Source organism: Rhodobacter aestuarii (genome assembly GCF_900156655.1).
GTDB classification, from domain to species: domain Bacteria; phylum Pseudomonadota; class Alphaproteobacteria; order Rhodobacterales; family Rhodobacteraceae; genus Rhodobacter; species Rhodobacter aestuarii.
The window spans coordinates 320,731-345,519 of the sequence record NZ_FTOG01000002.1 but is presented as its reverse complement, the minus strand read 5'-3'; the positions used below and the strand labels follow the sequence as shown (position 1 = coordinate 345,519).

Sequence of the window (24,789 nt, the reverse complement as noted above, 5' to 3'; positions counted from 1 at the left end):
CGTCTAGCGGCTTTGACCCGCCCCGGGGCGCATGTCATAGAGAAATCATGCAGACTCACCCGCCCGCCGATCTGAGCTATGATGCCGCGCTTGCCGCGCTTGAATGGATGTTCGAGCTTGGGGTGACCGCGCCGGTGGGCGATGCGCCGATCAACGCCTATGAATTGCCCGACCGTTTGGCGATGCCAGAGCGTGCACCTGCACCAGAAGCGGCGCCCGAGCGCCCGGCTCGGCCCGTGCCGGTGGCGCGGGTCGAAGACAGTGTGGATGTGGTGGCCGTGGCGCGCGCGGCAGCCACCAAAGCGAAAACGCTGGAAGACCTGCGCGAGGCGATCATGGGCTACGGGCATTGCGCGCTTAAACAGGGCGCGCGCAACACGGTCTTTGCCGATGGCAACCCCAAGGCACGGGTCATGTTGATTGGTGAAGCGCCGGGCCGCGATGAAGATCAGCAAGGCAAGCCCTTTGTGGGGCGCGCTGGGCAGTTGCTGGATAAGATGTTGGCCGCCATTGGGCTTGACCGAGCGTCGCCTGACCCGTTGGCCTCCGTTTACATCACAAACGTGGTGCCGTGGCGCCCGCCCGCAAACCGGGAACCGGAGCCTGCAGAAATTGCGCAGATGCTTCCGTTTTTGGCGCGGCATGTCGAGTTGATCGACCCCGATCTGATCGTGCTGATGGGCAATACCGCCTGTTCTGCCGCCTTGGGCAAGCGTGGCATCACCCGGTTGCGGGGCAATTGGACGGAAGCCTTTGGCCGCCCCGCATTACCGATGCTGCATCCCGCGAATCTCTTCCGGGCGCCTGCCAACAAACGCCTTGTCTGGGAAGACCTGTTAGAGCTTCGGGCGCGACTGAATGCCCCGTAAGGCGCATTTGATTGATAACAGTTCCATGAAATCTTCGTGATATGCGACGGGATCACGTGGCAAGCACGTATCCTTGCTGCAAACCCTTGTGAAACCCGCCCGCCTTCATACTTTCGGATGATCCACGACCGGCCTTGGCCCTCGACTGTAGGACCCTGATATGCGCTTTCTTTTTCGTTCCCTGACGGGGCTTTTCCTCGCCGCTTTGACCATCGCGCTTTTGGCTGCTGGTGGCTTCACGATGAAATCGGCGATTGATGCGCGTAAAGAAGCGCCGGGGCGGATGCGCGCACAGCAGGAACGTGTCTTTGCGGCCAATGTGATCGCCCTGGAATTTGGCGCGCGGCAACCGGAACTGACCGCCTATGGCGAGGTGCGCACCCTGCGGGAATTGGAATTGCGCGCGCCTGCGGCGGGCACGCTTTTGGAACTATCTCCGAATTTCGTGGAAGGTGGGCAGGTTGTGGCGGGCGAGCTTTTGGCGCGGCTGGATCCGGCAGAAACGCAGGCGGCACGGGATTCCGCTGCCGCTTCAACGGCAGAGGCCGCGACGCAATTGGCCTTGGCGGAACGCACGCTGGTGATTGCGCGCGATGATTTGGTGGCTGCGGAACGGCAGGTTGCCTTGCGGCAAAAGGCGCTTGAACGGGCGCGGTCGATTGGCGAGCGGGGCTTTGGGGCGACCGTCGATATTGAAACCGCCGAATTGGCGGTTTCATCGGCGGAGCAAGCGGTGTTGACGAAACGCTCGGCGCTTTCGTCGGCAGAGGCGGGGCTTGATCAGGCGCGCAATGCGCTGCGCCGCGCCGAGATTGCGCTGTCTGAGGCGGAACGCAAGTTGGCGGAAACCGAGATCCGGGCGGATTTTGCGGGCCAGCTTTCGGGGATTGATACGGTTGCCGGGCGGCTTGTTTCCAACAATGAAATTCTGGGCACGCTGATTGACCCGGCGACGCTGGAAGTCTCGTTTCGGGTGCCTACAGCGCAATTCGCGCGGCTGACCGACGAAAAAGGCCAGCTTTTGCCGCTGCAAGCGAAGGTGACGCTGGACCTCGGCGCCGACCATATTGCCGTGCCTGCCACGCTGGAGCGTGCCGGGGCGGCGGTGGAAGAGGGGCAAGCGGGGCGGTTGCTCTTTGCGCGTCTTGAAGCTGTGCGCGGGCTGAAGGCGGGCGATTTCGTAACGGTGACGCTGTCGATGCCCGAATTGGAAAATGTCGCGCTTTTGCCTGCCGCCGCTGTTGGGCCGGATGGCACGGTGCTGCGGCTTGATGCCGATGAACGTCTGCGCGCGGAGCGGGTCGAGGTGGTGCACCGCCAAGGCGATGATGTGCTGATCCGCGCTGCCGCGTTGCAAAGCGGGGTCGAGGTGGTGGCCGAGCGTTCGCCGCTTTTGGGCGAGGGGCTAAAACTGCGCCCATTGCGGCCGGGGGCCGATGGTGCGGGCCTCGTGCCGCAAAAACCTGCGCAGGTGACGCTTGATGCCGGTCACCGCGCCCGGCTGATTGCAGCGGTCGAGGGCAATACCCGGATGCCAGCCGAAGCCAAGGCGCGGATGCTCGCCACTTTGCAGCAAGACCAAGTGCCCGCCGATCTGGTGGAGCGGATCGAATCGCGGATGGGGGGCTAAGCCATGACCACGCCAAGCGAACGCGACCAGCTCAATGCCGCGGCCGCGGCTGTTGTGATGGCCGAGGGGGAATTTGCCCGCCCGGGTGAAGAGCTTCCGAAAGCGCATGGGATTATTGCGCTTTTTACCCGCCACAAAACGCTGGCAAACCTGCTTTTGGTAATTTTGCTGCTCGCAGGTGCGGTGACGCTGCCGAAAATGCGCGCGCAATTCTTCCCCGATTCAATCGAGGAATCGGTCACCGTTTCCGTCACATGGGATGGTGCCGGCGCAGAGGAGGTCGACCGGGCCATCGTGCAGGTGTTGGAACCTTCGCTGATCGCTGTGGAAGGGGTGAGCGAGTCTGAAAGCCGCTCGACCGAGGGGGCGGCGCGCATTTCGCTCACCTTCGAAGATGGTTGGGATATGAGCCGCGCGGTCTCTGAGGTGGAGCAGGCGGTGACGACGGCGGGCACTTTGCCCGAAGGGGCCGATGATCCCGAAATCAAGCGCGGCGCTTGGCGGGATACGGTGACCGATGTGGTGATTACCGGTCCGCTGTCCGCCGAACAGATCGGTCGTTTGGCAGATGAATTGGTCACCCGCCTTTATGCCGAGGGCGTAACGCGCACCACGATCCAAGGCTTCTTGGCGCCCGAAACGGTGGTAGAACTGCCCACCGTGCAGATGATGCGCCACAATGTGACGCTTTCTGAAATCGCCACCGTGATCTCGGCAGAGGCCGCGACCTCGCCCGCTGGCGATGTATCGGGTGGCGCGCAGCGGGTGCGCACCGGCGAAGAACGGCGTGATGCGCTGTCTATCGCTGATATCGTCATTCGCGAAGAAAGCGACGGGTCGCTGCTGCGGGTGGGGGATGTGGCCGCCATTCGTGTAGAAGGTGGTAACCGCGAGCGCGCCTATTACGTGGGCGACAACCCGGCCATTTCGATCAACGTGTCCCGCTCTGCCGAGGGCGATGCCATCGCTTTGCAGCGCAAGGTGCAAGAGGTGGTGGCGCAAATGCAGCCCACCGTGCCCGAAGGCACCTCGATTGACCTGATCCGCTCCCGCTCGGAAGCCATTCAAGCGCGGCTCGATCTTTTGAAAGATAACGGGATTCAGGGGCTTGTGCTGGTTGTGGTGCTGCTGTTCCTGTTTTTGAACGCGCGCACGGCCTTTTGGGTCGCGATGGGCATTCCCACCGCCATCGCGGCGGCTTTGTTCGCCATGTATATGGCGGGCATGACGCTCAACATGATCTCGATCTTTGCGCTCATCTTGACGTTGGGGATCGTCGTTGATGATGCGATTGTGGTGGGCGAACACGCCGATTTTCGATCGCGCGATTTGGGTGAGCACCCGGTTTTGGCGGCGGAGCAGGGCGCGCGGCGGATGCTGTCGCCCGTGATGGCCTCCTCGATGACCTCGATCATTGCCTTTGGCGGCCTCACGATGATGGGCGGGCCGATGGGGCGGATGATCTCTGATATCCCTTGGACGGTGATTGCGGTTCTGGCGGCTTCGCTTCTCGAGTGCTTCCTGATCCTGCCCAACCACATGGCGCATGCGCTTGCCCATACCGCGAAGGAGCGTTGGTATGATTGGCCCTCGCGCAAAGTGAATGAGGGGCTTGATTGGTTCCGGCTGAACATCATGCGGCCCTTCATGCGGATCGTGCTCACGGCGCGCTACGCGGTGCTTGCGGGGGCTTTCTCGCTGATGCTGGCCTCCGTTGCTTTGGTGGTGGGCGGCGCAGTGCAATGGCGCTTCTTTAGCCCGCCCGAAAACGCAATGGTCTCTGCCGCTTATTCGATGCTGGCAGGCGCGCGGCGCGAAGATACGATGGCGCAGATGAAGGCGTTGCAAGAGGCTGCGAATGAGGTCGGCGCGCAATATGAAAAGGAATTTGGCACCAATCCGGTGACCTATGTGGTGGCGCAAATTGGCGGGGCGGTGGGCCGCTCGCTGGCTTCGGCGGATAGCAAAGACGCTGATCTGTTGGGCGCCATCACCATCGAGCTGATCGACCAAGACTACCGGTCCTATTCTTCGGCCGATTTCCTTGAGCGGTTTCAGGCGGCTGCCGCGCGTCACCCGTTGATTGAGGAACTCAGCTTCCGGTCCTTCTTTGCGGGTCCGTCCTCTGATGGCATTTCGGTCAAATTCGCGGGTGCCGAAAGCCGCGTTTTGAAAGAAGCTGCAGAAGATCTGAAAACCGCTTTGGCGACCTTCCCGGAGGTCTCGGCGCTTGAGGATAACCTTGCTTATGACAAGCAAGAACTGATTTTGAACCTGACCCCACAGGGGGCGGCGCTCGGGTTTGATATTGATATGCTCAGCCGTGAATTGCGTGCCCGACTCAATGGGATTGAGGCCGCGACCTTCCCCGATGGTACGCGCGAAGCTTCTATTCAGGTGGAAATGCCGGAAAGCGAACTGACCGCCGATTTCTTGGATCGGATGCAGATGCGCACGCCTGCGGGCAATTGGGTGCCGCTGTCCGATATTGTCTCGGCGCGCACGCAGGTGGGGTTTTCGACGATCCGGCGCGAAGATGGCATCCGGTCTATCGAGGTGACGGGCAATATCTCCGAAGACAATGCCGAGCGCGCCAATGAGATTGAGCGGCAGATGACAGAGGTGATCTTGCCCCGTATTTCCGAGGAACGGGGCGTGACATGGAGCCTTGGCGGCGCGGCAGAACGCGAGCGCGAATTTATGGGCGACGCGATCCTTGGACTCGTTCTGGTGCTGACCGGGATTTACCTGTGTCTCGCGTGGATTTTCTCGTCTTGGAGCCGCCCGGCGGTGGTGATGTCGGTCATTCCCTTTGGGCTGATTGGTGCCTTTTGGGGCCATTGGCATTGGGGCGTGCCGCTTTCCATGTTCTCGGTCGTGGGGCTGATTGGGATGACGGGGATCATTATCAACGACGCCATCGTGCTGATTTCAACTGTTGATGAATATGCCGCCAAACGGGGTATGCGTCCGGCGATTGTGGATGCGGTGGCAGACCGTCTGCGTCCGGTGTTGCTGACGACACTCACCACCGTGCTGGGGCTTGGCCCGCTGCTTTACGAGCGTTCCTCCTCGGCGCTGTTCCTCAAGCCCACGATCATCACGCTGGTCTATGGGCTTGGCTTTGGGATGGTGATTGTTCTGGTTGTGGTGCCTGCAGCCTTGGCCGTGGGGCAAGATTTTGGCCGCGCGATCCGGGCGTTTAAGCGTGGATTGCGGGGTGGGCATGGCGCTGGGCGTGGGTTGCAGATCGCCTTGGGCGCCGCGACGGCTGCGCTGGTGGTTGGCTTTGCTGCCACCTTGGGGCGCGCACTTTGGGCTGGCCAAGGGGTGGGTGGCGCGTTGGGGGTGTTTATCGCGCTCGCCTTCCTTGTGACGGTGGCCACCGCTTTTGTCGCGCCGCGGCTTGCCCGCGCGCGCGCCTTGCCGCCCGCGGAATAGGCTTAGTTCGGTGGGCAGCCATCAATCTCGATGGCGCCTGCCGCACTCACCACCGTGATGCGCAGATCATCTTGATCAAGATCGAAGGGTGCGCCGGTTTCGGGCACGAACTCTGCGCTGGCAAGAAGTGTGCCTCCCTCGCGTGCGATCATCGGATCAGAGACCCACATCGGGCGCGCGCGCAGTTCAAAAAGTGCAACCTCGCCCGGCGCAGGCGGGGTATCAATCCGCGCTTCGACCCGCATCCCGTCGCGGATCGGTTCCACCGCGCACCGCGCAAGACCGGGCCGGGGCACCGGTTGCGCCTCAAGCGCGGCGGCAATGGCCGGGTCGGGGGCGCCGGGGCCAGCGAGCCAAGCGGTCAGGTCAAGCTGCACTGGCACACAAATCTCGTGGCAGATGCCAAAATCGAGCCGAGCTTCCAGATCAATCGGAACGCCTGCTTCGCGCGGTGTTAGTTCCAGCGGCAAAATCAGTTCGTCGTGGTAGCCCACGGTGCGCATTCCATTTTGTTCAAAAACGCTCGGGGTCGGCCAAATCACCTGCATATGCGCGAGATTGCGGGAGCGGGCAAAATGCAGCACGGGCGGCACACCGGCTTCGCCAGGGACCCGCCAATAGGTTTTCCAGCCCGGTGCCAATTGCAAATGTAGTGCCGCGATGCGGGTGCCGTTTTGGGCCTCCCAGCCAGAGCGAATTTCTGCCCCCAAAAGCCCCTCGGGCAGGGGGGGCTGTGCGCCCACGGGCACCGCCAGGGCAAGAATACAGGGCAGGGTGGCAAAGATCATCCGCATACTTTCCGATAGCCGTAGCAAGGGGGGCGTTCCAAGTCACAAAAGCGCCAACCGTTGGATGCGGGGCGGATTTCGCTGCGCGGGGGTTGATTGCAGGGCCGCGTCGCGCCACCTTGAAGGGGGGCGCTTGTTGCGCGAAAGGGGGCCGCGATGGATCTCACCGGAAAACTGCTGATTGCCATGCCGGGCATGGAAGACCCGCGATTCGAGCATTCGGTGGTGGTGATGTGCGCCCATTCGCCCGAAGGCGCGATGGGGTTGATCGTCAATAAACCCGTGCCGGAACCCGATGTGGGCGGGCTTTTTGAGCAAATCGGCATTCCGCTGACCGCAGGTGGCCGTCGTGAAGACGCGATTTTGTTTGGGGGGCCTGTCGAAACCGGGCGCGGTTTTGTGCTGCATTCGGCGGATTGGTTTGCCGCAACGATGCCCGTTGGCGAAGGGCTGGCAATGACGGCAACGCGCGATATTTTGGAAGAGTGGGGCGCGGGGCGTGGGCCGGCGCGGGCCATGCTGATGCTGGGCTATGCCGGTTGGGGGCCGGGCCAGCTTGAGCAGGAAATCTTGAACAACGGCTGGCTGATTGCCGAACCAAATCCAGAGCTTGCCTTGGATGCGGCCTATGCCACCAAATGGTCGCGCGCGCTTGGCACGATGGGGATCGACCCGCGAACCCTTTCTGCAGCGGCGGGGCACGCTTGATATGCGTTTGAGGCATCAAATGCGTTGAGCGCGCCGCCCTGCGACGATATGGAAGCGCAAATCGGGTCGGAATGGAATCGCGTTATGGAAATCACCGCTGACAGGATCGGTAAGGCCGCCATCATGGCCGCCATCAGCAGCCGCGAGGAAGAAGAACGGATCAAGGAGCAAATCGCTGCGCATCCGAATTGGCGTGTAGGGATCACTTTCGTGACTGGTAAGCGCACCGAAATTGAGCGTGGCTTTGTCAAATCGATCGTCGCTTGTGCACTTAACGCGCAGGTGGTGCGGCATCGGCCAGACGAGATTCACGGCGTGATCCATGCCGGGCTAGAGTGCTTGCATGGGGTGAGTTCTTCGGTCGTGGCCGAGTCGAACCTGAAACTGAAGGTGGCGCTGGTCTCGGATGGGCATTGGGTTGCCGTTGCGGCGCATGGCGAATCGGCTTTTCACCCGATTACCAACCATGAACGCATCGGATTCGGCGTAATGCATATCTGAGTGGCAAAATTTGCATGGCCCCGCTTCGGGGCCTTGTTTTCCCCTTAAAAACACCCATATGCGACATCCTGTCGAGTGCCCGGCCCCAATTTGGGGCTGGGCTTTTTCTTGCAGTGAATCTTACCTGCATAATTTCCTATCCGCATGAATAATTTGGGTATTATCCTGTCAATATGCACATGATGTCGCATTTATCGGGCGGTCAAAACGAAGACTGGACAAGCTGAAAAACTAGGCGTATCGATCACGTCAACCCCGGGGCGACACGCTTTCACGCAAAGTTGACCGAGGCCGCCCGAGCCCTCTGAAGGCCGGGCCGTGACGACTGTGATGAGCCTTGCCGCCAGCTGTGCGGTAGAGCTGACAAGCCCAAAGCACCGCGTGCGCAAGTGACATTCGTGTGGTGCATTCCCGACGGTTCTCCGGACCGGATGTAATCCCTTCATCTGGCCATGGATAGCAAGCTGTGACGCCCGTGGGCGCGCCGCTCCCCGTCGGTTATGCGGGATGAAACCCATGAAATACGCCCTGCGGCGGACACTTGACTGGTACAGCGACATGTCGCTGTGGCCGCAGTCAAACGCCTGGTCGATTGGTTCGGCCTTTCTGACTGGCGCGCTTCTGGAAATCTCCACACATCCGAAACCCGGTCTTGTGACGCCCCGTTCCAACGGGTCGCATGAAGACATGAACATCCAGACCTTTATGGTCTCCTCGGCGGTAATTGCACCCTGCCTTTACCAATGTGCCGAGCTCGGTTTGGGCCATAACGGCCCTGCCTGGACACTGCTTGCGCCTGTGCGCGAAATCGGTGCCCGTTACGAGTCGCGACTGCTCGCCGCGACGCAGGGAGTCAACACGCAACGTGGCCTGCTGTTCTCGGCTGGGATTTTGAGCGCTGCCGCCGGCAGTGTGATGCGCCTTCAGCCGACCTGCACCGAGCAAGACCTGTTCGCAACCGCGACCGATATGGTGCGTGGGATCTGCGACCGGGAATTGCGCAGCCTAGGAAACCGGGCGCCCCGCACTGCCGGAGAAAAACTCTACAAAGAATACGGTGTGTTGGGCATTCGCGGCGAGGCCGAGGCCGGTTTCCCGACCGTCCGCAGCACCGGCCTGCCGGCGCTGCGGGCGGCCCGTGATATCGGTGCGCCGCTTTCGGCGGTGCTGCTCGATACGCTGCTCGCGCTAATGACAGAGACCGAAGACACCACGCTTTTGTGGCGCGGTGGCCCGGAGGCTCTGGCTTTCGTACAGGCCGAAGCGCGGCGGATCCGTGCCCTTGGCGGGGCGCTGACCGAGGCGGGGATGGAGGCCATCCATGCCTTCGACGCCGCCTGTATTGCCCGCCATCTTTCGCCCGGCGGTTCCGCCGATTTGCTGGCCGTGACCATTGGCGTCGATGCGCTGCTTGGTGGCCAGCTTCCCCCTGCAACTTCTGAGCACGGCGCCTCCCCCGCCGCGGCTCCCCAACTCTGAGGATCAAGATGAACATCATCGTCTATGCCGCGACCAGCTACCTGATCACCGCGGTCATCTCTTTCGCCGTGATCGGCGTCATCGTGGGCATTTCCAAGCTCTTGTCCGACTCCAACGCCTGAGGATCTCCCAATGCTAGAAACCCTCTTCAACGTGTTCCCGGGGATCGGGACGCTCTTTGTACAGGAGCCGCTGATCGCTTTTGCGCGGCTTGCCTTTATCGGGCTTGGCTTCCTGCTCGCCTACCTTGGTTTCAAGCGCACGCTTGAACCGCTGATCATGGTCCCGATGGGGCTGGGCATGATGGCCGTCAACGCCGGTGTCATGATCCTCGAAGGCGGCCAAATCGGCACCTTGATCATTTCGCCGCTGGTGTCTGACACTGACGCGCTGATGAACATCATGCAGATCGACTTCCTGCAGCCGATCTACAACTTCACCTTCGTGAACTCGCTTGTGGCCTGCATGCTGTTCATGGGCATCGGCACGATGGCGGATATTTCGTTCATCTTGGCGCGTCCCTGGGCCTCGATCACGGTTGCCGTTTGCGCTGAGCTTGGCACCTTCGTGACGCTGGTGATCGGCTACTACATGGGCCTCACCCCGAACCAAGCCGCCGCTGTGGGCACCATTGGTGGTGCAGATGGCCCGATGGTTCTGTTCGGCTCGCTGATCATGGCCAAAGAACTGTTCGTTCCGATCTCGATCATCGCTTACCTCTACTTGTCGCTGACCTATGCCGGTTACCCCTACCTTGTGCGCTGGCTGATCAAAGAAGAGCACCGCGGTATCGAAGTGGAATACGATTTCCCGGACGTGACGCCGCAAGCGAAATTCGTCTTCACCGTTGCTGCTGCTGGCCTGCTTTGCTTGCTGCTCCCGGTTGCTACCCCGCTGATCCTGTCGTTCTTCCTCGGCGTGGCGATCAAAGAAGCGGAAATCGAGCCCTATCAAAAACTGCTCGAAAACACCGTGACCTATTCGGCGACGCTGCTCCTTGGTCTGGTTCTTGGTGTGCTGTGCGACGCTGGCACCCTGCTTGATCCGCAAGTGGCCATCCTCGTGGTCCTCGGCATCACCGCGCTGGCTATCTCGGCGGTGGGCGGTATCGGCGGCGGCTACCTCGTGTGGAAGCTCTCGAACGGCAACTACAACCCCGTGATCGGTATCGCTGGTGTGTCCTGCATGCCCTCGACCGCGAAGATCGCTCAACGTGAAGCCTTCGCTGCCAGCCCCCACGCCATGATCATGCCGCTCGCTATGGGTGCCTCGATCTGCGGTGTCATCGTCTCGGCCATCGCTGTGGGTGTGTTCGCCTCGACCATCGGTCTTGTGAACTAAGCCTTCGAACCGGAGCAAAACAATGAACGCGCATCCGACCCCTCAAGCCCAAGCCTCCGAGCTTCCGTGCACTGCGCGGCCTCAGCGGCCGCAAGCCGGGGTCGGGTGTGTGATCCATCATCTTCCCGTCGTCGACTCAACCAATCGGTACCTCTCCGATCTCGCTGCCGGCTCCTCCCCCGCGCTAACGCGCACCGGCACGGTGATTGTCGCCGACGCACAGACCGCGGGGCGTGGCAAATACGACCGTGAATGGGCGTCCCTCCCCGAAAGTAGCCTTACATTCTCGGTTTTGCTGCGTCCCGCGCGTCCTGTCGAAGACCTGGCCCAGACCACGCTCGTGATCGCCGTTGCGATTGCTGAAGCGATCTCGCAATTGGCCGGTCTCGAAACTTCGATCAAATGGCCCAATGACCTGATGGTCGGCGGGCGCAAACTGGGCGGCATCCTGTGTGAGTTGGTGCTGAACGACGACGGTGATCCCGCCCATATCATCGCGGGTGTCGGCCTGAACCTTCATCACCGCGTCAGCGATTTTCCGTCTGCCCTGCAAGGCTTTGCCACTTCGATCGCGCTTGAAACCGGGCGCAAGATCGACCGGCTCGAGATGCTCAATGAAGTGCTGGAGCAACTCGAAGTGTGGCTCACGCATTGGGAGCGCGCAGGCTTTGAACCGATCCGGCAAGCTTGGAGCGCACGCTCGTGCACGCTCGGCAGCCAGATCACCTTGAATACCAACGGCCTGCCCCTGCGGGGCATCGCCATCCGGCTTGAAACCGACGGCAGCCTCACGCTGCGCGACGCGGACGGCCAACTTCACAACGCCATCTGCGGCGAAATCGGTTCCCCCCCGGAAATCATCACTCACGGCGACCTTCCGAGGAATGCACCTGCAAAGGAGGAAAACGAAAGCAAATGACCCAACACGACACGCGCAAAGATTGGCGCACGCGAGCGGCCGATACCGCCGCGCGGAAAGAAGCGGCAGCGCCGCTCTTCGCCAAGGGCAAAGAAGTTCTCGCCAAAGATACCGTGGCGCTGCTTGAAGCAGTGATCCGGGCAGGTGACGTCATCAACATTGAAGGCAACAACCAGAAGCAAGCTGACTTCTTGGCCGATTGCCTCAACCAAGTCGACAAATCGAAGATCCACGATCTGCACATGGTGCAATCGGCGGTGCCGCTGAAATCGCACCTCGATCTGTTCGACAATGGTATCGCGAAAAAACTCGACTTCGCTTTCGGCGGCCCGCAAGCCGCGCGCGTTGCCGAATTCATCGACAACGGCAAAATCCAACTCGGTGCGATCCACACCTATCTGGAACTCTTTGGCCGCTACTTCCTCGACCTGACGCCGCGCGTCTCGCTCGTTTGCGCTTATAAAGCGGACCGCAAAGGCAACCTCTACACCGGCTTCAACACTGAAGACACCCCGGTGATCGTGGAAGCCACGAAGTTCAAAGACGGCATCGTGATCGCGCAAGTCAACGAAATCGTTGACGAACTGCCGCGCGTCGACATCCCGGGCGACTGGGTGGATGCGGTCATCGAATCGCCCAAACCCTTCTTCATCGAACCGCTGTTCACCCGTGACCCGGCCAACATCACCGACAACCAGATCCTTCTGGCGATGATGTGCCTCAAAGGCATCTACGGTGAATACGGCGTCACCTCGATGAACCACGGCATCGGCTTCCTGACCTCGGCGATCGAGCTCATCTTGCCGACCTATGGCGCAGAACTTGGCCTGAAAGGCAAAATCTGCACCCATATGATCATCAACCCGCACCCGACGATGATCCCCGCGATCGAAGAAGGCTGGGTTGAAGCGATCCACTGCTTCGGTGGTGAGTTGGGCATGGAAGACTACGTGGCATCGCGCCCCGACGTGTTCTTCATCGGCCCCGATGGGACGCTGCGGTCGAACCGCGCTTTCGCGCAAACGGCCGGTCACTATGCGGCCGACATGTTCATCGGTGGCACGCTGCAGATCGACAAATACGGCAACTCCTCGACCGCGACCGCTGGTCGTGTGGCGGGCTTCGGCGGTGCGCCGAACATGGGTTGCGACCCCAAAGGCCGTCGTCACCCGTCGGGTGCCTGGCTCAAATGCGGTGAGGAACTGCCCTCGCTTGACTCGCTCACCGGCTCGGTGCCGCGCGGCAAGCGTCTGGTGGTGCAAGGTGTCGAAACCTTCGGTGAAGGCCGCAAACCGGTGTTCGTGGATGAACTCGACGCGTGGAAACTCGCCAAGAGTGCCAACCTCGATATCCCGCCGGTCATGATCTATGGCGACGACCTCACCCACATCGTGACGGAAGAGGGCATTGCGTACCTCAACCGCTGCAAAGACATGGAAACCCGCATGGCGGCGATCCGTGCTGTGGCTGGTTTCACCGAAATCGGTCTGACCGCCAAACCCGAAGAGACGAAAGCCCTGCGCGAGGCCGGCATCGTCAAGACCCCGTCCGATCTGGGCATCGATCCTTCGCGTGCGACCCGCGACCTGCTCGCGGCGAAAAACATGCGCGATCTCGTGACCTGGTCCGGCGGCCTCTACAACCCGCCCGCGCGTTTCCGCAACTGGTAAGGAAGGCTTGAACAAATGGCTTTGCATACTCTCGAGCTCACCCTCGAACCCGCAACGGCCGCTGGCCCGGTGAAAGCGCCGACCCATATCGGCGTCACCGGTTCGAGCGATCTGGAAGTGCTGATCCAACCCGAAGACCTCTCGGGCAAGGTGTCGGTGAAACTTGTCACCCCGGTGACCGGTTTCGACGCCCTGTGGGAGCGCGTCCTGCGCAAGTTCATCGACGAAACCTCGCTGTCCGACACCCGGATCGAGATCAACGACAACAACGCCACTCCGGCCGTCGTGCTGCTGCGCCTGCATCAGGCCTACACGGCAGCGAACGCGGCCTGAGGCGGAGGGTAAACCATGACCAACTGGCAAAATCTTCAACCCCGCAGCTTCCTTGAAGCCAGCGCGCGTGACCGGGCCATCGGCCTGGTCGACGAGGGCAGCTTCACCGAGCTTGCCGGTCCGTTCGATCGGGTGACGAGCCCGCATCTTGAGCTTCTGGGGGATGCCGTCGCCTTTGACGACGGGATCGTCACGGGCATCGGGCGGATCGGTAAGACCCCCGTGTTTGTCATCTCGCAAGAGGGCAAATTCATCGGTGGGTCCGTTGGCGAAATCGGCGGCGCGAAGATGGTCAACACCATCAAAACCGCGATCGATTTCCACGACGATCTGGTCGCCAAATACCCCGACCTGACCGACGAAGAAAAACCCGTTGTGGTGATTTCGTTCGAAACGGGCGGTGTGCGTCTGCACGAAGCGAACGCCGGTCTTCTGGCCCACGCTGAAGTGATGGACCAGCTGCAAAAAGCCCGCGGCAAGGTTCCGGTGATTGCTGTCATCGGCTCCAAAGTCGGCGGCTTCGGCGGCATGGGCTTCGTGGCGGCAGCGACTGACGCGATCATCATGAGCGAGTTCGGCCGTCTTGGCCTGACGGGCCCGGAAGTGATCGAGCAAGAAATGGGCAAAGAAGAGTTCGACGCATCGGACCGCGCCCTTGTCTACCGCACCACCGGTGGCCGTCACAAATACATCATGGGTGACGCCAACTTCCTCGTGCAAGACACGGTCGAAGCCTTCCGCAAGCAAGTCGCCGAACTGGCGCCGCTGCCGGTGGCTGACTTCGAAGCGATGCGCCGCATCGGCTCGCCCGAGAAGGTCGAAAACCAACTGCGCTTGGTGGCTCTGGCCGCTGAAATGCAGCCCAAAGACGCCGTCGATGTCTGGGCCAAAGCGGGCAACGAAAACGCCGCCGGTCTTCTGGACGTGCCGTTTGCGGAATTCATGAGCACCGTCAAACGGCTCTCCGTCTGACCCCCGAAACACAGGAGAAAATCATGGAGATGCAAGAAAGCATGATGGGCCGGGGGCGTGACGCGATCGATATGATCGTGGACCCGGAGTCCTTCCAAGAAAACACCGTTGGCGCGCAAAGCTTCGACGATCCCGAATTCGGCCCCGGCGCCGTTGTGGGGACCGCCACGCTGGACGGCAAAACCACCACGATCATCGCGTCGGATGGCAATGCGTTCAACGAGAAGTTCCCGGTCGTCTATGCGGGCATCATCGGCATGGAAGAAGGCTACAAGATGGCGCAAGCCGTCTATGCCTCGATCGCAGCCGATGCCGACAAGCCGCTGGAAGAAAAGCGCGCGCTGGTGCTGATCGTCGACACCCCCGGTAACGGTCCGGGCAAAGTCGAAGAGATCTTCGGCATGAACAAGTCGACCGCGGCCTACCAGCTGGCGCTGGCGGAAGCCCGTCTGAAAGGTCACGCGATCATCGCTATGGTGATTGGCCGCGCGATCTCGGGTGCCTTCCTGTGCCACGGTCTGCAAGCCGACAGCATCCTGTCGCTCGACGCGAACTACGGCACGATGATCCACGTGATGCCGCTGACCTCGGTCTCGCGGATCATCAAAAAGCCGCTCGAAGTTCTCGAAGATCTGTCGACGAAAAGCCCGGTCTTCGCGGCGGGTCCGCGCTTCTTCTACTCGCTGGGTGGCGTCGGCGCTCTGATCGACAACGTCGACGGTATGCGCCCCGCGCTCATCGAGCGGATCGCGGAAGTTCAAAAAGCGAAAGCGGAAGGCAAACAGGACACGCTCGGCCCGTGGGGTCGTGGTGCGCTGGGTGCTGAGCGCGGTGGCCGGGTCGCACGCCCGAAAATCATCGAGCTGATGAACCGTGAATTCGCGGCTGTGGCGGAGCAATACGCGCCCGCTCGCTAAGCCTCGAACAGAGCCCTGAAAGGAAGTCAGATATGTCGGATGAACTTAAAGCGATCGAAGATGCCCTGGAAATCTTCGGTACTGTGCCGACTCTCGATGAGATGCCGCGCCGCAACCTTGCGGATAAGGGTATCGCTGGCCCGACCGCGGCCCATGTCATCGAAGAGGTGCATACGCCGTTCAACCTGGCCTATCTGACCTTCACCACGGGCTCTTCAGCCTTCCAAAATATCGTGGGTGTTACACACGCGGAACTCCCCGACCGCAGCGCCGTTGCTCGCGAAATCTTTGGACGGCTGAACCTGGAGGGGGGGGCTAAGATGCTCGTCACCTACCCCCCCCTCGTCAACGTCTTTTCCAAACAGGCGCTGGAAGACAGCGCTGTGACCTGGAGCCACCTGAAACGGTCGAGCCGCGACGCGCTGTTGCTGGCCGCTTGTAAAGAGCAACCGCAGGTGATCCTTGGTGAATCCTCTTTCCTGCGCGCCAGCCTTGAACAGGCGGATGCGTTGGGGCTGCGCGCACAGATGCCCGAGGGCTGCGTGCTTCTGTGCGCCGGCACCCCCCTTGACGAAGAGCTGATCGCGCGCGCCGCCAGCTTTGGCTACACCGTGCATGACCTTTACGGCTGCCAAGAATTTGGCTGGCTGGCGCTTGATGGTCGCCCGCTGCGCGACGACATCTCGCTTGTGCCTTCGCCGCGCGGCGACGCTTGGCGTGAGCTCGTGGTCGGCGGCCTGCCGATGGGCGATAGCTTTGTTGTCTCGAAAGTTGGCCATGTCTGTGACCGTGAAGGTGAGATCATCACCTATCGCCGGGCGCGGACTTACCCAGAATATGAAGTGGTGGTGACCCACACCACCGCCACCGCTGCCGATACGATTGAAAAGGCCGCCCGGACGATCCTGCGGATCAAAAGCCGCGTGGTGAAAATCTCGCCCGATCTGGTGACGGGCGCCGAAACGACGCGGCTCGAACTGGTGCCCGGCGTGGTTGGCGGAACTGCCGATGCGGCTGAGAAAATCGTGATCGAAGGGCCGCAGGCGACCAAACTCTTTGAAGCCATGGTGCAAGCGCAGCGCGATATGAGCAGCCACGCGAAGACCGATCCGGCTTGGGTGAAAGGTCGCTAAGATGCTGAGCACCCGCCATACGCTGGTTTATGTGGACGATGCGGCGCGCAAAGTGCTTTTGCCCGCGCTGCTCGACTCGCTGCCAGCCCCGATGCGCTACCCTGCGCTTGAGGCGCAGGTGGGCGGTATCTTCCTGAAAGACCGGATTCCGGGCATTGCCTGTCGTCCGACGGGCCCGGTTCCCAAAGGTGGCGGCCAGCTTGGCTTCTCGTTCCCGATTCGCTTGGAAGAGCAGCGGGTGCGTGCCGCGGTGGCTGTTTCGGTCGATCAAGTCACCGCTGGCGTCACGCCTTGGGAGGTGATGGGCTTGGCTGAGATGCTGGGTGACACCGCGCATCCGGTGATTCCCGCGCTGTCCGCGATTTGCGACGAAACCGGGTGCAAAATCGGGCTGATCGGCTCGCTTGCGATGCAGGTTGTGACGGGGCTGCGCTATCTGCGCCCCGGCTCCGATGTCGATATCGTCGTTCGGGGGAAAGCCCTTGATAGTCTTATGGATTTTCACGCTGAACTGGGCGCTTTGAGTGCGCGTACGGGGCTGAAAATCGACGCCGAAGTGGAACTCTCTGGGTCCATCGGTGTGAAATTGTCCGAGCTTGTTTCCAGTGCCGATCAGGTGTTGGGCAAAACAATTTCGGGCGTGGAATTGATTTCGCGCAATCGATTGAGCGAGATCATGTCGCCTTCGCACGGTAGCGCTAAAACCGAGCGAGAATACGAGAACCCCTAGAATCATGCCGCAAAGGAGAAGGCTATGGATGTGAAAGTTAAGATGCCGTCGGTCATCGTGTCGTTGGAAGTCGCTGAAGGCGCGACCGTGACGAAAGGCCAAAACGTCGCCGTGATCGAAGCGATGAAAATGAAAAACAACACCCCGGCGCCCTGCGACGGCGTGGTGAAATCGATTGCCGTGCAAGTTGGCGACCGGGTGAAACCGGGCGCGGTTGTCATGACCATCGAATAATCGATCTGCCGTGGGGCGGCAGGGTCGCCGCCCCATGGTTCCAAGATCAAGGAGGACTGAAAATGCTTATTTATGGTGTCGCCCTGATGGGTGGCTGCATGCTCGTAGGGACTTTCATCGGTCGCACGATCGGTTGGCTCGTCGGCCTGAATTCCGACGTGGGTGGCGTGGGTATCGCCATGCTGCTTTTGGTTGTTGTCTCGCGTTACCTGATGGATCGCGAGAAATTCTCGAAACTTGCGCAGGACGGGATCAAGTTCTGGGCGGCGATGTATATCCCGATCGTGGTGGCCATGGCCGCCAGCCAAAACGTCGTCGCGGCGTTCAACGCGGGCGCGCTGGCCTTCATCGCCGGTCTCGGCTCGGTGGCTGCTGGCTTCTTGCTGATCCGTCCGATTGCGGCTCTGAGCCCGAAATCGGCTGAACCCTCGCTCGCGGAGTAACAAGATATGCTCGACATCCTTTACACCACGCTGAACAAGGTTCCGCTTATCACTGCGTTCGTCACGGTTGGTATCATCATGTGGGCGGCCTATGCGCTCGGCAAAATGACCAACAACCGGATTCACGGTTCGGCGATCGCCATTCTCATCGGTCTGATCCTCGCCTACATCGGCGGCACCATCACCGGCGAGAAAAAAGGTATCTCTGACATCACGCTGTTCTCGGGCTTTGCCCTGATGGGTGGCGGCATGCTGCGCGACTTCGCCATCGTGTCGACGGCCTTCGGCGTTAAGCTCGAAGAACTGAAAAAAGCCGGTCTCGCTGGGGCTGTTGCCCTTGTCGTGTCGGTTGTGATCGCGACCGTTCTTGGTGCGGCGACCGCCTATGCCTTCGGCTATACCAGTGCAGTTGACATGGCCACCATCGGTGGCGGTACCGTGACCTTCATCGTCGGCCCGGTGACTGGTGCTGCGCTCGGTGCGTCCTCGGAAGTGATCGCGCTTTCGGTGGCTGCTGGTGTGGTGAAATCCATCGCCGTGATGATCCTCACCCCGTTCCTCGCCAAAGTTGCTGGTCTTGATAACCCGGCGGCGGCGGCTGTGTACGGTGGTCTGATGGGCACCACAAGCGGCGTCAGCGCGGGTCTGGCCGCGACCGACCCGAAACTGGTCCCTTATGGTGCCCTGACCGCGACGTTCTACACGGGCTTTGGCTGCCTCGTGGTGCCGTCGGTCGGCTACATGGCCCTGCTTGCTCTGTTTGGCAACTGATCTCCGGCAAGAGCTCACAAACAGACACATCTGAAATCATGCAACCTTATGTGAACTAGGCCGACAAGATGATCCGTTCAAGTGTTGGACATATGTTTCCCCGGTTGCATGGTGCCGCAGGCAGCGTCAGCGTCCCTTCGCTGCCTGCGGCCCCCGGTATCGAGATCGCTGAGGTCTCGCATCGGTTTGGCGACACCGAGGTGCTGCGCAACGTCAGCGTAACGCTCACCGAAAGACGCATTGCGATTGTTGGCGCGAATGGCTCCGGCAAAAGTACCTTTTCAAGACTTCTCAATGGGTTGTTGGTTCCCGAACGCGGCCGCGTAACGGTGGATGGCCATGATACGGCCAATGCTGCCAAGGCGGTGCGCCGCAAAGTCGGCTTTGTGTTCCAAAACCCCGACAACCAGATCGTCTTCCCCACCGTGGCGGAAGATGTGGCCTTCGGGCTCAAAGGGCAGAAACTTTCTGCCGACGAGCGGGCCGAACGCGTGGAAGAAATTCTCGCCCGATATGGGCTCGAGCACCTGCGCGACCGCCCCGCCCACAAGCTTTCCGGCGGGCAGAAGCAACTGCTTGCCTTGGCTGGTGTGTTGATCACCCGGCCTGACTATGTGGTTTTTGACGAACCAACGACGCTTTTGGATCTGCGCAATGCGCGCATGGTGGGCCAAGTCATTAATACGCTGGCGCAAACCGCGATTGTGGTCACCCATGACCTGCCGCTGATCGAGGCGTTTGATCGCGTTTTGGTCTTTGATCAAGGCCGGATCATTGCCGATGACGTGCCCTCGAAAGCGCTGTCTGAATACGTCAGGCGGATGCAATGAGCCGCTCGATCCTGCATCGCTTGCCTGCGGGGCTCAAACTCACCGCGCTGGCCGCTGCGGGCAGCGCCGTGATCTGGGTCTCTGACTGGCGGGTGATGGTTGATCTGTTGCTCCTCGTCGCGCTCGCTTTCCCGGTGGCACGGTTAGGGCGTGGCGCTTTGGTGCAGCAACTCCGCCCGTTATTGCCGATGCTGGTGGTGCTGTTTCTCGCCCAAGGGCTGATGGCTTCATGGACCGAAGCCGCGCTGGTGATCGCGCGGATCGCGACGCTGGTGCTGATGGCGGGGCTGGTTACGCTGACCACCCGCACCGAAGATCTGATCGCCACCGTTGAACGCCTGCTCACACCGCTTGCGCCTTTGGGCGTGAATCCGGGCAAAGTGAGCCTCGCCTTTTCTTTGGCGCTGCGCTTCTTGCCGGTGATCGCCGAAGAAGCCGAGCGCGTGCACGAGGCACAATCTGCACGCGGTCTTGGCAACTCGCCCCTTGCGCTCGCGCTGCCGCTGATCGTGCGGGTGCTCAAATCTGCCGAAGATATCGCTGATGCCATCGAGGCGCGCTCGGGGCACGACGACCCCGATTGCCCTCAAGAAAAGCCCCAGCGCCGGGCCCGGTTCAACCCGCTGGCCGCGCTCAAAACAGTGAAGGAATGATCGCTATGTCCACCAGCCTCTCGACCCGCGATATTGTCTATATCGCACTTTTCGCGGCGCTCACGGCTGCGCTTGCGCTGTTTCCGCCAATCACCATTCCGTTGGTGGGCGTGCCGATTACCGCGCAGTCGATGGGGCCGATGCTGGCAGGCGCGATCTTGGGGGCCAAGCGCGGCGCGCTGTCGATGGTGCTGCTGTTGGCGCTGGTGGCGATTGGTCTGCCGATTTTGGCCGGTGGCCGAGGTGGGCTTGGGGTCTTTGCTGGGCCGACGGTGGGCTTCTTGCTTGGCTGGATTCCCGCCGCTTGGGTGGTGGGGCTGCTGCATGAACTGGGCTGGCGTAAGCTGACTGTGATCGGCTCCTTCACCCATGCGATGATCGGCGGGATCATCGTGCTTTATGCGATTGGCGTGCCGGTGCTGGCGGTGCATGCGAGCCTGCCGCTCAAGACGGCGCTTTTCGGTTCCGCCGCCTTTATTCCCGGCGATCTGATTAAGGCCGCCTTGACCGGGGTGATTGCGATGGCGGTCAAGCGCGCCCATCCGATCATCGAGGTCCGCCAGAGCCAGCCTGCCTAACGCGAAACGCGCAAGAGACTGTCTCGGACGGGCCTTCCATCGGGGGCCCGTCTTGTCATATCTGCAAGGCCTGAAAGCCACAGGAGAGACCATGCACTTCCTTAGACGTCTGGGCATCGACACCTACATGCTTTTGTTGATCGGCATGGTCATTTTGGGGGTGATTATTCCGGCGCAGGGCTTTGCCGCCGCGACGCTGAAGCAGGTCACCTATTGGGCGGTGTCGCTGTTGTTTTTGCTCTACGGGCTCAAGCTGGACCCGTCCTCGGTGCGCGCAGGCTTTTTGAACTGGCGCTTGCAAGGGCTGACGCTGATTGCCACCTACGCGATGTTTCCGATCTTGGGGCTCGGTTTTGCACAGGTCTTTGGGCCGCTTTTGGGCGCACAGGTCACGCTTGGGGTGCTGTTCCTCGCCGTGCTGCCCTCCACCGTGCAAAGCTCCATCGCTTTTACCAGCATCGCAGGCGGCAACGTGCCCGGTGCGATCTGCGCGGCTTCTGCATCGAACCTGCTTGGCGTGGCACTGACGCCCGCATTGGTTGCGGTGATGCTGCAAACGGGCGGCGGCGAGGTGCGGCTGGATGCGGTGCTGCGCATCGGCACGCAGATTTTGTTGCCCTTCATCCTTGGGCAAGTGCTGCGCCCGTGGCTTGGCGCCTTCATCGCGCGCCACAAAAAGGTGACGCTCTACGTTGACCGCGGCTCAATTCTGCTGATCGTCTATTCCGCCTTCAGCGCGGGTACCCGCACCGGCCTTTGGGATACCGTGCCGCTGCCGAAACTGTTCACGCTTTGGGTTGTGATCTTGATCTTTTTGGCGATCAGCATGGGGCTGATGATTGCGGCGGGCCGTGGCTTCCGGATGGATTACCCCGATCGCGCCGCGCTGTTCTATTGCGGCTCGACGAAAAGCATCGCCACCGGCATTCCGATCGCCTCGGCGCTCTTTCCGGCGGCGGAGGTGGGGGCCATCGTGCTGCCCGCGATGATGTATCACATCACCCAGCTTTTGATCTGTGCCTTCGTTTCGCAGCGCGCCCAACGCAATGCGTCGATGTGAGGTTTAGAACGGGCAGGGGGCGGTGAAGGTCATGTGATGCCCACCATCGGGGTGGCGCAGGCGCAGACTTTCTGCATGCAGCATAAGGCGCGGAAAGTCCCGCGCCGCGCCCTCTGCATATAGCGGGTCGCCCAAGATCGGATGCCCCAGCGAAAGCATATGCACCCGCAACTGATGGCTGCGCCCGGTGAGCGGCGTCAACCGCACGCGGGTCGTGCCATCCTCGTCATGGCGCAGCACCCGCCAATCGGTCTGTGCGGGCTTGCCCATCTCGTAGTTTACATGCTGGCGGGGGCGGTTCGGCCAATCGACACAAAGCGGCAGATCAACACGGCCCGTCTTCGGCTCCAAATGCCCCCAAAGCCGCGCAAGATAGTGCTTCTTGGTTTGCCGATGTTCAAATTGCAGCCCCAAATGCCGTTGCGCATGGGGCGTCAGCGCAAAGACCATCACGCCAGAGGTGTCGGCATCGAGCCGATGCACCAAAAGCACCTGCGGAAAGGCGCCCTTAAGCCGCTCGATCAGACAATCGGCTTTGTGCGCGCCTTTGCCCGGCACGGACAAAAGGCCCGATTGCTTATCAACCACGAGAATCTCGTGATCGGCGTGCAAAATGCGCGGCGGCTCATCGGGCGGGGCATAGGCATGTTCGCTCATGCCCCTCGCATGGCGCGGCGGGGCGGTGCCGTCAAGGCTTGAGCGTGTGAAGGGTTTGTCGTCGCGAAATATCCGGCCGCGGCGGCGCTATTCTTTCCGGTGGATACCGATTGGTAAGTTTTCGCTCTTAGGCTGAGCCAAACGTTTCGACGCCGGAGAGGCAAGATGAATCTTTACGCTGAAGCGAGGAGCGGTGCCCTCGTGGTTTCGGTCAAGGAAGAGCGGCTCGACGCTGCCATTGCGATCCGGTTCAAAGACCGGATGCGCGAGGTGACGATGCAGCCGGCTCAACGAGTGGTGCTTGACCTCTCTGAGGTTGAGTTTCTGGACAGTTCGGGCCTTGGCGCCGTGGTGGCCGTGATGAAAGCGCTGGCACCAGAGCGGCAACTCGAGCTCGCGGGCCTGCGCCCCAATGTTGAAAAGGTGTTCCGTCTCACACGGATGGATTCGGTTTTTTCGCTGCATGAAGATGTGGATGCGGCGCTGCGCAAGGGGTTGCGCCATGTTGGCTGACGGATCGCAACCGGGCTCCAACGGGAACGAACAAGCTCCCGTCCGCCCTGAAGCGAAGATTTTTCATCATTCCTTTGCGGCCACGCCAATCGCGGTGCGGACGGCGTTGCGCACCGCTTTGGCGCGATTCCTGCGCCAGCTTTCGCCGGATGAGGCGGGGACGCTGGAACTGGTTTTGGCAGAGGTTCTCAACAACATCGTCGAGCATGGCTATGGCGAAACCGGGCATGGCACGATTTCGCTGTCTTTGGTGCGTGACCATCGCGGTTTAAGCTGTTCAATCAGCGATGACGGGGTGGAACTGCCGCCAAGCTGCTTGGCGCGTTCGGTCGATGACACGCATCGTCCCGAACCGGAAAACCTTCCCGAGGGCGGTTTTGGTTGGTTCCTGATCCATGACCTGGTCGAAGATCTGGGCTACCACCGCGCGAACGGGCGCAACCTTTTGGCTTTCCGCCTGCCGCTGCCTCCGGTTCAGGTGAAATAAGGGCGCTTAGTTCAGTTGGAATTGAAGCGGGTAGCGCCCGTCTTCGAAATCCCCAAAAAGGTCTTCCAGATCCGGGTGAGTCACAGGCTCACCCGAATAATCTGCCACCAGATTTTGCTCGGAAACATAAGCGACGTAATAGCTTTCGTCGTTTTCGGCGAGCAGATGGTAGAAGGGTTGGTCCTTGTCTGGGCGGCTTTCCTCTGGGATCGCCTCATACCAAGCTTCGGTGTTGGAAAAGATCGCATCCACATCAAAGACCACACCCCGGAACGGGTGTTTCTTGTGCCGGACGATCTGGCCGATATGATATTTTGCAAGCGTCGTCTGCATGGCATCCCTCGTCCTCGGTAACTAAACCCTGAAATCCGTGATGTCCATCATTTGCCCGGTCGCACCGGGGAAACAGACTGTCGAATCCCGCCAAACAGTCGTTTTCTGGGCGCTGACGCTGCCGTGAAGCGGTTTCTCTTTCGCCGGGCGCTGGAATTGCGTAAACTGGGCATAACAATGCCGAAACGGCAAGAACCAGAGCAGATACAGGCAGATTCGCCATGAAAAAATACCTGTTGTTGGCCTCCATCTTGATTCTGGGGTCATGCGGGGGGGCGTCCCAAGCGCCGCGCAACCTTGATAACGCTTGCCTCTTGGTGCGCGAAAAACCCTCCTATTATTCGGCGATGAAACGCACAGAGGCGCGCTGGGGCGTGCCTGTGCATGTGCAGATGGCGACGATCCACCAAGAATCGCGCTTCGTGGCGAATGCGAAAACCCCGCATCGCTATGCGCTTGGTGTGATCCCGATCGGGCGGCAAAGCTCGGCACGGGGCTTTAGCCAAGCGCTGGATGGCACATGGGAGGAATACCAACGCGACACCCGCCGCTACGGCGCCAAGCGTACCCGTATTCAGGACGCGACCGATTTCATGGGGTGGTATATGGACGGGTCGTCAGAAAAGCTCGGCATTTCCAAATATGATGCGCGGGCTCAATACCTTGCCTATCACGAAGGGCGCACGGGCTATGCGCGTGGCAGCTACCAGTCGAAGGGCTGGCTTCTCGCCGTTGCGGATAAAGTGCAGGCGCGGGCTGAGATGTATCGCGAACAGTTGAGCCGCTGCGGACGCTAAGC

The 24,789-nt window shown here is 60.9% G+C and carries 27 protein-coding genes; 24 read left to right on the top strand and 3 right to left on the bottom strand.

What is annotated here, in order from left to right; translation table 11 throughout:
* The first annotated feature begins 47 nt into the window (after positions 1 to 47).
* The 3 genes from BW967_RS04840 (at position 48) to BW967_RS04830 (ending at position 5,940) form a co-directional block, all read left to right on the top strand.
* Positions 48 to 869 (top strand): uracil-DNA glycosylase, encoded by an 822-nt coding sequence (locus BW967_RS04840; RefSeq protein ID WP_076483907.1) that lies wholly within the window; start codon positions 48 to 50, stop codon positions 867 to 869.
* Between the two features lie 160 nt (positions 870 to 1,029).
* Positions 1,030 to 2,499: an efflux RND transporter periplasmic adaptor subunit gene (locus tag BW967_RS04835; protein ID WP_076483906.1), complete on the top strand. Its 1,470-nt coding sequence runs from the start codon at positions 1,030 to 1,032 to the stop codon at positions 2,497 to 2,499.
* Positions 2,500 to 2,556: 57 nt separating this feature from the next.
* A complete protein-coding gene (locus BW967_RS04830) occupies positions 2,557 to 5,940 on the top strand; it encodes an efflux RND transporter permease subunit (RefSeq protein ID WP_076484021.1) in 3,384 nt (1,127 codons plus the stop codon).
* A gap of 2 nt (positions 5,941 to 5,942) precedes the next feature.
* Here BW967_RS04830 and BW967_RS04825 read toward each other — a convergent pair whose 3' ends face one another.
* On the bottom strand, positions 5,943 to 6,728 hold the full coding sequence (locus BW967_RS04825) for a protein-disulfide reductase DsbD domain-containing protein (protein WP_175610417.1): 786 nt from the start codon (positions 6,726 to 6,728) through the stop codon (positions 5,943 to 5,945).
* Between the two features lie 156 nt (positions 6,729 to 6,884).
* On the opposite strand from BW967_RS04825, the gene BW967_RS04820 reads away from it, so the two are divergent.
* The 18 genes from BW967_RS04820 to BW967_RS04735 all read left to right on the top strand — a co-directional run bounded on the left by BW967_RS04820 (position 6,885) and on the right by BW967_RS04735 (position 22,000).
* Complete coding sequence (locus tag BW967_RS04820) at positions 6,885 to 7,436, top strand: YqgE/AlgH family protein (protein ID WP_076483904.1); 552 nt, start codon at positions 6,885 to 6,887, stop codon at positions 7,434 to 7,436.
* Positions 7,437 to 7,484: 48 nt separating this feature from the next.
* Complete coding sequence (locus BW967_RS04815; RefSeq protein WP_342742907.1) at positions 7,485 to 7,937, top strand: HutP family protein; 453 nt, start codon at positions 7,485 to 7,487, stop codon at positions 7,935 to 7,937.
* A gap of 516 nt (positions 7,938 to 8,453) precedes the next feature.
* A complete protein-coding gene (gene mdcB, locus BW967_RS04810; protein ID WP_076483903.1) occupies positions 8,454 to 9,416 on the top strand; it encodes a triphosphoribosyl-dephospho-CoA synthase MdcB in 963 nt (320 codons plus the stop codon).
* A gap of 132 nt (positions 9,417 to 9,548) precedes the next feature.
* Complete coding sequence (madB, locus tag BW967_RS04805; RefSeq protein WP_076483902.1) at positions 9,549 to 10,757, top strand: Na+-transporting malonate decarboxylase, carboxybiotin decarboxylase subunit; 1,209 nt, start codon at positions 9,549 to 9,551, stop codon at positions 10,755 to 10,757.
* A gap of 109 nt (positions 10,758 to 10,866) precedes the next feature.
* Positions 10,867 to 11,676: a biotin--[acetyl-CoA-carboxylase] ligase gene (locus BW967_RS04800; protein ID WP_245826439.1), complete on the top strand. Its 810-nt coding sequence runs from the start codon at positions 10,867 to 10,869 to the stop codon at positions 11,674 to 11,676.
* Positions 11,673 to 13,346: a malonate decarboxylase subunit alpha gene (gene mdcA / locus BW967_RS04795; protein ID WP_076483900.1), complete on the top strand. Its 1,674-nt coding sequence runs from the start codon at positions 11,673 to 11,675 to the stop codon at positions 13,344 to 13,346. Before BW967_RS04800 ends, mdcA begins: the two co-directional genes overlap by 4 nt.
* 15 nt (positions 13,347 to 13,361) lie before the next feature.
* Positions 13,362 to 13,679 (top strand): malonate decarboxylase acyl carrier protein, encoded by a 318-nt coding sequence (mdcC, locus tag BW967_RS04790; protein ID WP_076483899.1) that lies wholly within the window; start codon positions 13,362 to 13,364, stop codon positions 13,677 to 13,679.
* A 15-nt stretch (positions 13,680 to 13,694) separates the two neighbouring features.
* On the top strand, positions 13,695 to 14,651 hold the full coding sequence (locus BW967_RS04785; protein ID WP_076483898.1) for a biotin-independent malonate decarboxylase subunit beta: 957 nt from the start codon (positions 13,695 to 13,697) through the stop codon (positions 14,649 to 14,651).
* A 23-nt stretch (positions 14,652 to 14,674) separates the two neighbouring features.
* On the top strand, positions 14,675 to 15,568 hold the full coding sequence (gene mdcE, locus BW967_RS04780) for a biotin-independent malonate decarboxylase subunit gamma (RefSeq protein WP_076483897.1): 894 nt from the start codon (positions 14,675 to 14,677) through the stop codon (positions 15,566 to 15,568).
* 32 nt (positions 15,569 to 15,600) lie between these two features.
* A complete protein-coding gene (locus BW967_RS04775; RefSeq protein ID WP_076483896.1) occupies positions 15,601 to 16,701 on the top strand; it encodes an acyl carrier protein in 1,101 nt (366 codons plus the stop codon).
* Position 16,702: 1 nt separating this feature from the next.
* A complete protein-coding gene (gene mdcG, locus BW967_RS04770) occupies positions 16,703 to 17,431 on the top strand; it encodes a malonate decarboxylase holo-[acyl-carrier-protein] synthase (RefSeq protein ID WP_076483895.1) in 729 nt (242 codons plus the stop codon).
* A 24-nt stretch (positions 17,432 to 17,455) separates the two neighbouring features.
* The gene (locus BW967_RS04765) at positions 17,456 to 17,665 is read left to right on the top strand and encodes a biotin/lipoyl-containing protein (RefSeq protein ID WP_076483894.1); all 210 of its coding nucleotides are present in this window, start codon (positions 17,456 to 17,458) and stop codon (positions 17,663 to 17,665) included.
* Between the two features lie 62 nt (positions 17,666 to 17,727).
* Entirely contained in the window at positions 17,728 to 18,108 is a 381-nt protein-coding gene (madL, locus tag BW967_RS04760) for a malonate transporter subunit MadL (protein ID WP_076483893.1), read from the top strand.
* 6 nt (positions 18,109 to 18,114) lie between these two features.
* Positions 18,115 to 18,879, top strand: coding sequence for a malonate transporter subunit MadM (gene madM, locus BW967_RS04755; RefSeq protein WP_076483892.1), 765 nt, complete (start codon positions 18,115 to 18,117; stop codon positions 18,877 to 18,879).
* A gap of 68 nt (positions 18,880 to 18,947) precedes the next feature.
* A complete protein-coding gene (locus BW967_RS04750) occupies positions 18,948 to 19,709 on the top strand; it encodes an energy-coupling factor ABC transporter ATP-binding protein (RefSeq protein WP_245826437.1) in 762 nt (253 codons plus the stop codon).
* On the top strand, positions 19,706 to 20,362 hold the full coding sequence (locus BW967_RS04745; RefSeq protein WP_076483891.1) for an energy-coupling factor transporter transmembrane component T family protein: 657 nt from the start codon (positions 19,706 to 19,708) through the stop codon (positions 20,360 to 20,362). The genes BW967_RS04750 and BW967_RS04745 overlap by 4 nt, the downstream gene beginning before the upstream one ends.
* Before the next feature lie 5 nt (positions 20,363 to 20,367).
* Positions 20,368 to 20,940, top strand: a complete 573-nt coding sequence (locus BW967_RS04740; RefSeq protein ID WP_076484018.1) for a biotin transporter BioY — start codon at positions 20,368 to 20,370, stop codon at positions 20,938 to 20,940.
* Positions 20,941 to 21,031: 91 nt separating this feature from the next.
* On the top strand, positions 21,032 to 22,000 hold the full coding sequence (locus tag BW967_RS04735) for a bile acid:sodium symporter family protein (RefSeq protein WP_076483890.1): 969 nt from the start codon (positions 21,032 to 21,034) through the stop codon (positions 21,998 to 22,000).
* A 3-nt stretch (positions 22,001 to 22,003) separates the two neighbouring features.
* On the opposite strand, the gene BW967_RS04730 is transcribed toward BW967_RS04735, so the two are convergent.
* Positions 22,004 to 22,657: a pseudouridine synthase gene (locus BW967_RS04730; RefSeq protein WP_076483889.1), complete on the bottom strand. Its 654-nt coding sequence runs from the start codon at positions 22,655 to 22,657 to the stop codon at positions 22,004 to 22,006.
* 165 nt (positions 22,658 to 22,822) lie between these two features.
* Between BW967_RS04730 and BW967_RS04725 the strand changes: the two genes are divergently transcribed.
* Both BW967_RS04725 and BW967_RS04720 read left to right on the top strand, forming a co-directional pair.
* Entirely contained in the window at positions 22,823 to 23,170 is a 348-nt protein-coding gene (locus tag BW967_RS04725) for an STAS domain-containing protein (protein WP_076483888.1), read from the top strand.
* Positions 23,160 to 23,657, top strand: a complete 498-nt coding sequence (locus BW967_RS04720) for an ATP-binding protein (RefSeq protein ID WP_175610416.1) — start codon at positions 23,160 to 23,162, stop codon at positions 23,655 to 23,657. The genes BW967_RS04725 and BW967_RS04720 overlap by 11 nt, the downstream gene beginning before the upstream one ends.
* A gap of 6 nt (positions 23,658 to 23,663) precedes the next feature.
* Here BW967_RS04720 and hspQ read toward each other — a convergent pair whose 3' ends face one another.
* A complete protein-coding gene (gene hspQ / locus BW967_RS04715; protein ID WP_076483887.1) occupies positions 23,664 to 23,990 on the bottom strand; it encodes a heat shock protein HspQ in 327 nt (108 codons plus the stop codon).
* Positions 23,991 to 24,211: 221 nt separating this feature from the next.
* Between hspQ and BW967_RS04710 the strand changes: the two genes are divergently transcribed.
* The gene (locus tag BW967_RS04710; protein WP_076483886.1) at positions 24,212 to 24,787 is read left to right on the top strand and encodes a transglycosylase SLT domain-containing protein; all 576 of its coding nucleotides are present in this window, start codon (positions 24,212 to 24,214) and stop codon (positions 24,785 to 24,787) included.
* Positions 24,788 to 24,789 lie beyond the last annotated feature (2 nt).

Excerpts from the sequence above, each read along its gene's own strand:
- BW967_RS04840 (WP_076483907.1), top strand. The coding sequence starts at position 48 with ATGCAGACTCACCCGCCCGCCGATCTGAGCTATGATGCCGCGCTTGCC.
- BW967_RS04835 (WP_076483906.1), top strand. The coding sequence starts at position 1,030 with ATGCGCTTTCTTTTTCGTTCCCTGACGGGGCTTTTCCTCGCCGCTTTG.
- BW967_RS04830 (WP_076484021.1), top strand. The coding sequence starts at position 2,557 with ATGGCCGAGGGGGAATTTGCCCGCCCGGGTGAAGAGCTTCCGAAAGCG.
- BW967_RS04825 (WP_175610417.1), bottom strand. The coding sequence starts at position 6,728 with ATGATCTTTGCCACCCTGCCCTGTATTCTTGCCCTGGCGGTGCCCGTG.
- BW967_RS04820 (WP_076483904.1), top strand. The coding sequence starts at position 6,885 with ATGGATCTCACCGGAAAACTGCTGATTGCCATGCCGGGCATGGAAGAC.
- BW967_RS04815 (WP_342742907.1), top strand. The coding sequence starts at position 7,485 with ATGGAAGCGCAAATCGGGTCGGAATGGAATCGCGTTATGGAAATCACC.
- mdcB (WP_076483903.1), top strand. The coding sequence starts at position 8,454 with ATGAAATACGCCCTGCGGCGGACACTTGACTGGTACAGCGACATGTCG.
- madB (WP_076483902.1), top strand. The coding sequence starts at position 9,549 with ATGCTAGAAACCCTCTTCAACGTGTTCCCGGGGATCGGGACGCTCTTT.
- mdcA (WP_076483900.1), top strand. The coding sequence starts at position 11,673 with ATGACCCAACACGACACGCGCAAAGATTGGCGCACGCGAGCGGCCGAT.
- mdcC (WP_076483899.1), top strand. The coding sequence starts at position 13,362 with ATGGCTTTGCATACTCTCGAGCTCACCCTCGAACCCGCAACGGCCGCT.
- BW967_RS04785 (WP_076483898.1), top strand. The coding sequence starts at position 13,695 with ATGACCAACTGGCAAAATCTTCAACCCCGCAGCTTCCTTGAAGCCAGC.
- mdcE (WP_076483897.1), top strand. The coding sequence starts at position 14,675 with ATGGAGATGCAAGAAAGCATGATGGGCCGGGGGCGTGACGCGATCGAT.
- BW967_RS04775 (WP_076483896.1), top strand. The coding sequence starts at position 15,601 with ATGTCGGATGAACTTAAAGCGATCGAAGATGCCCTGGAAATCTTCGGT.
- mdcG (WP_076483895.1), top strand. The coding sequence starts at position 16,703 with ATGCTGAGCACCCGCCATACGCTGGTTTATGTGGACGATGCGGCGCGC.
- BW967_RS04765 (WP_076483894.1), top strand. The coding sequence starts at position 17,456 with ATGGATGTGAAAGTTAAGATGCCGTCGGTCATCGTGTCGTTGGAAGTC.
- madL (WP_076483893.1), top strand. The coding sequence starts at position 17,728 with ATGCTTATTTATGGTGTCGCCCTGATGGGTGGCTGCATGCTCGTAGGG.
- madM (WP_076483892.1), top strand. The coding sequence starts at position 18,115 with ATGCTCGACATCCTTTACACCACGCTGAACAAGGTTCCGCTTATCACT.
- BW967_RS04750 (WP_245826437.1), top strand. The coding sequence starts at position 18,948 with ATGATCCGTTCAAGTGTTGGACATATGTTTCCCCGGTTGCATGGTGCC.
- BW967_RS04745 (WP_076483891.1), top strand. The coding sequence starts at position 19,706 with ATGAGCCGCTCGATCCTGCATCGCTTGCCTGCGGGGCTCAAACTCACC.
- BW967_RS04740 (WP_076484018.1), top strand. The coding sequence starts at position 20,368 with ATGTCCACCAGCCTCTCGACCCGCGATATTGTCTATATCGCACTTTTC.
- BW967_RS04735 (WP_076483890.1), top strand. The coding sequence starts at position 21,032 with ATGCACTTCCTTAGACGTCTGGGCATCGACACCTACATGCTTTTGTTG.
- BW967_RS04730 (WP_076483889.1), bottom strand. The coding sequence starts at position 22,657 with ATGAGCGAACATGCCTATGCCCCGCCCGATGAGCCGCCGCGCATTTTG.
- BW967_RS04725 (WP_076483888.1), top strand. The coding sequence starts at position 22,823 with ATGAATCTTTACGCTGAAGCGAGGAGCGGTGCCCTCGTGGTTTCGGTC.
- BW967_RS04720 (WP_175610416.1), top strand. The coding sequence starts at position 23,160 with ATGTTGGCTGACGGATCGCAACCGGGCTCCAACGGGAACGAACAAGCT.
- hspQ (WP_076483887.1), bottom strand. The coding sequence starts at position 23,990 with ATGCAGACGACGCTTGCAAAATATCATATCGGCCAGATCGTCCGGCAC.
- BW967_RS04710 (WP_076483886.1), top strand. The coding sequence starts at position 24,212 with ATGAAAAAATACCTGTTGTTGGCCTCCATCTTGATTCTGGGGTCATGC.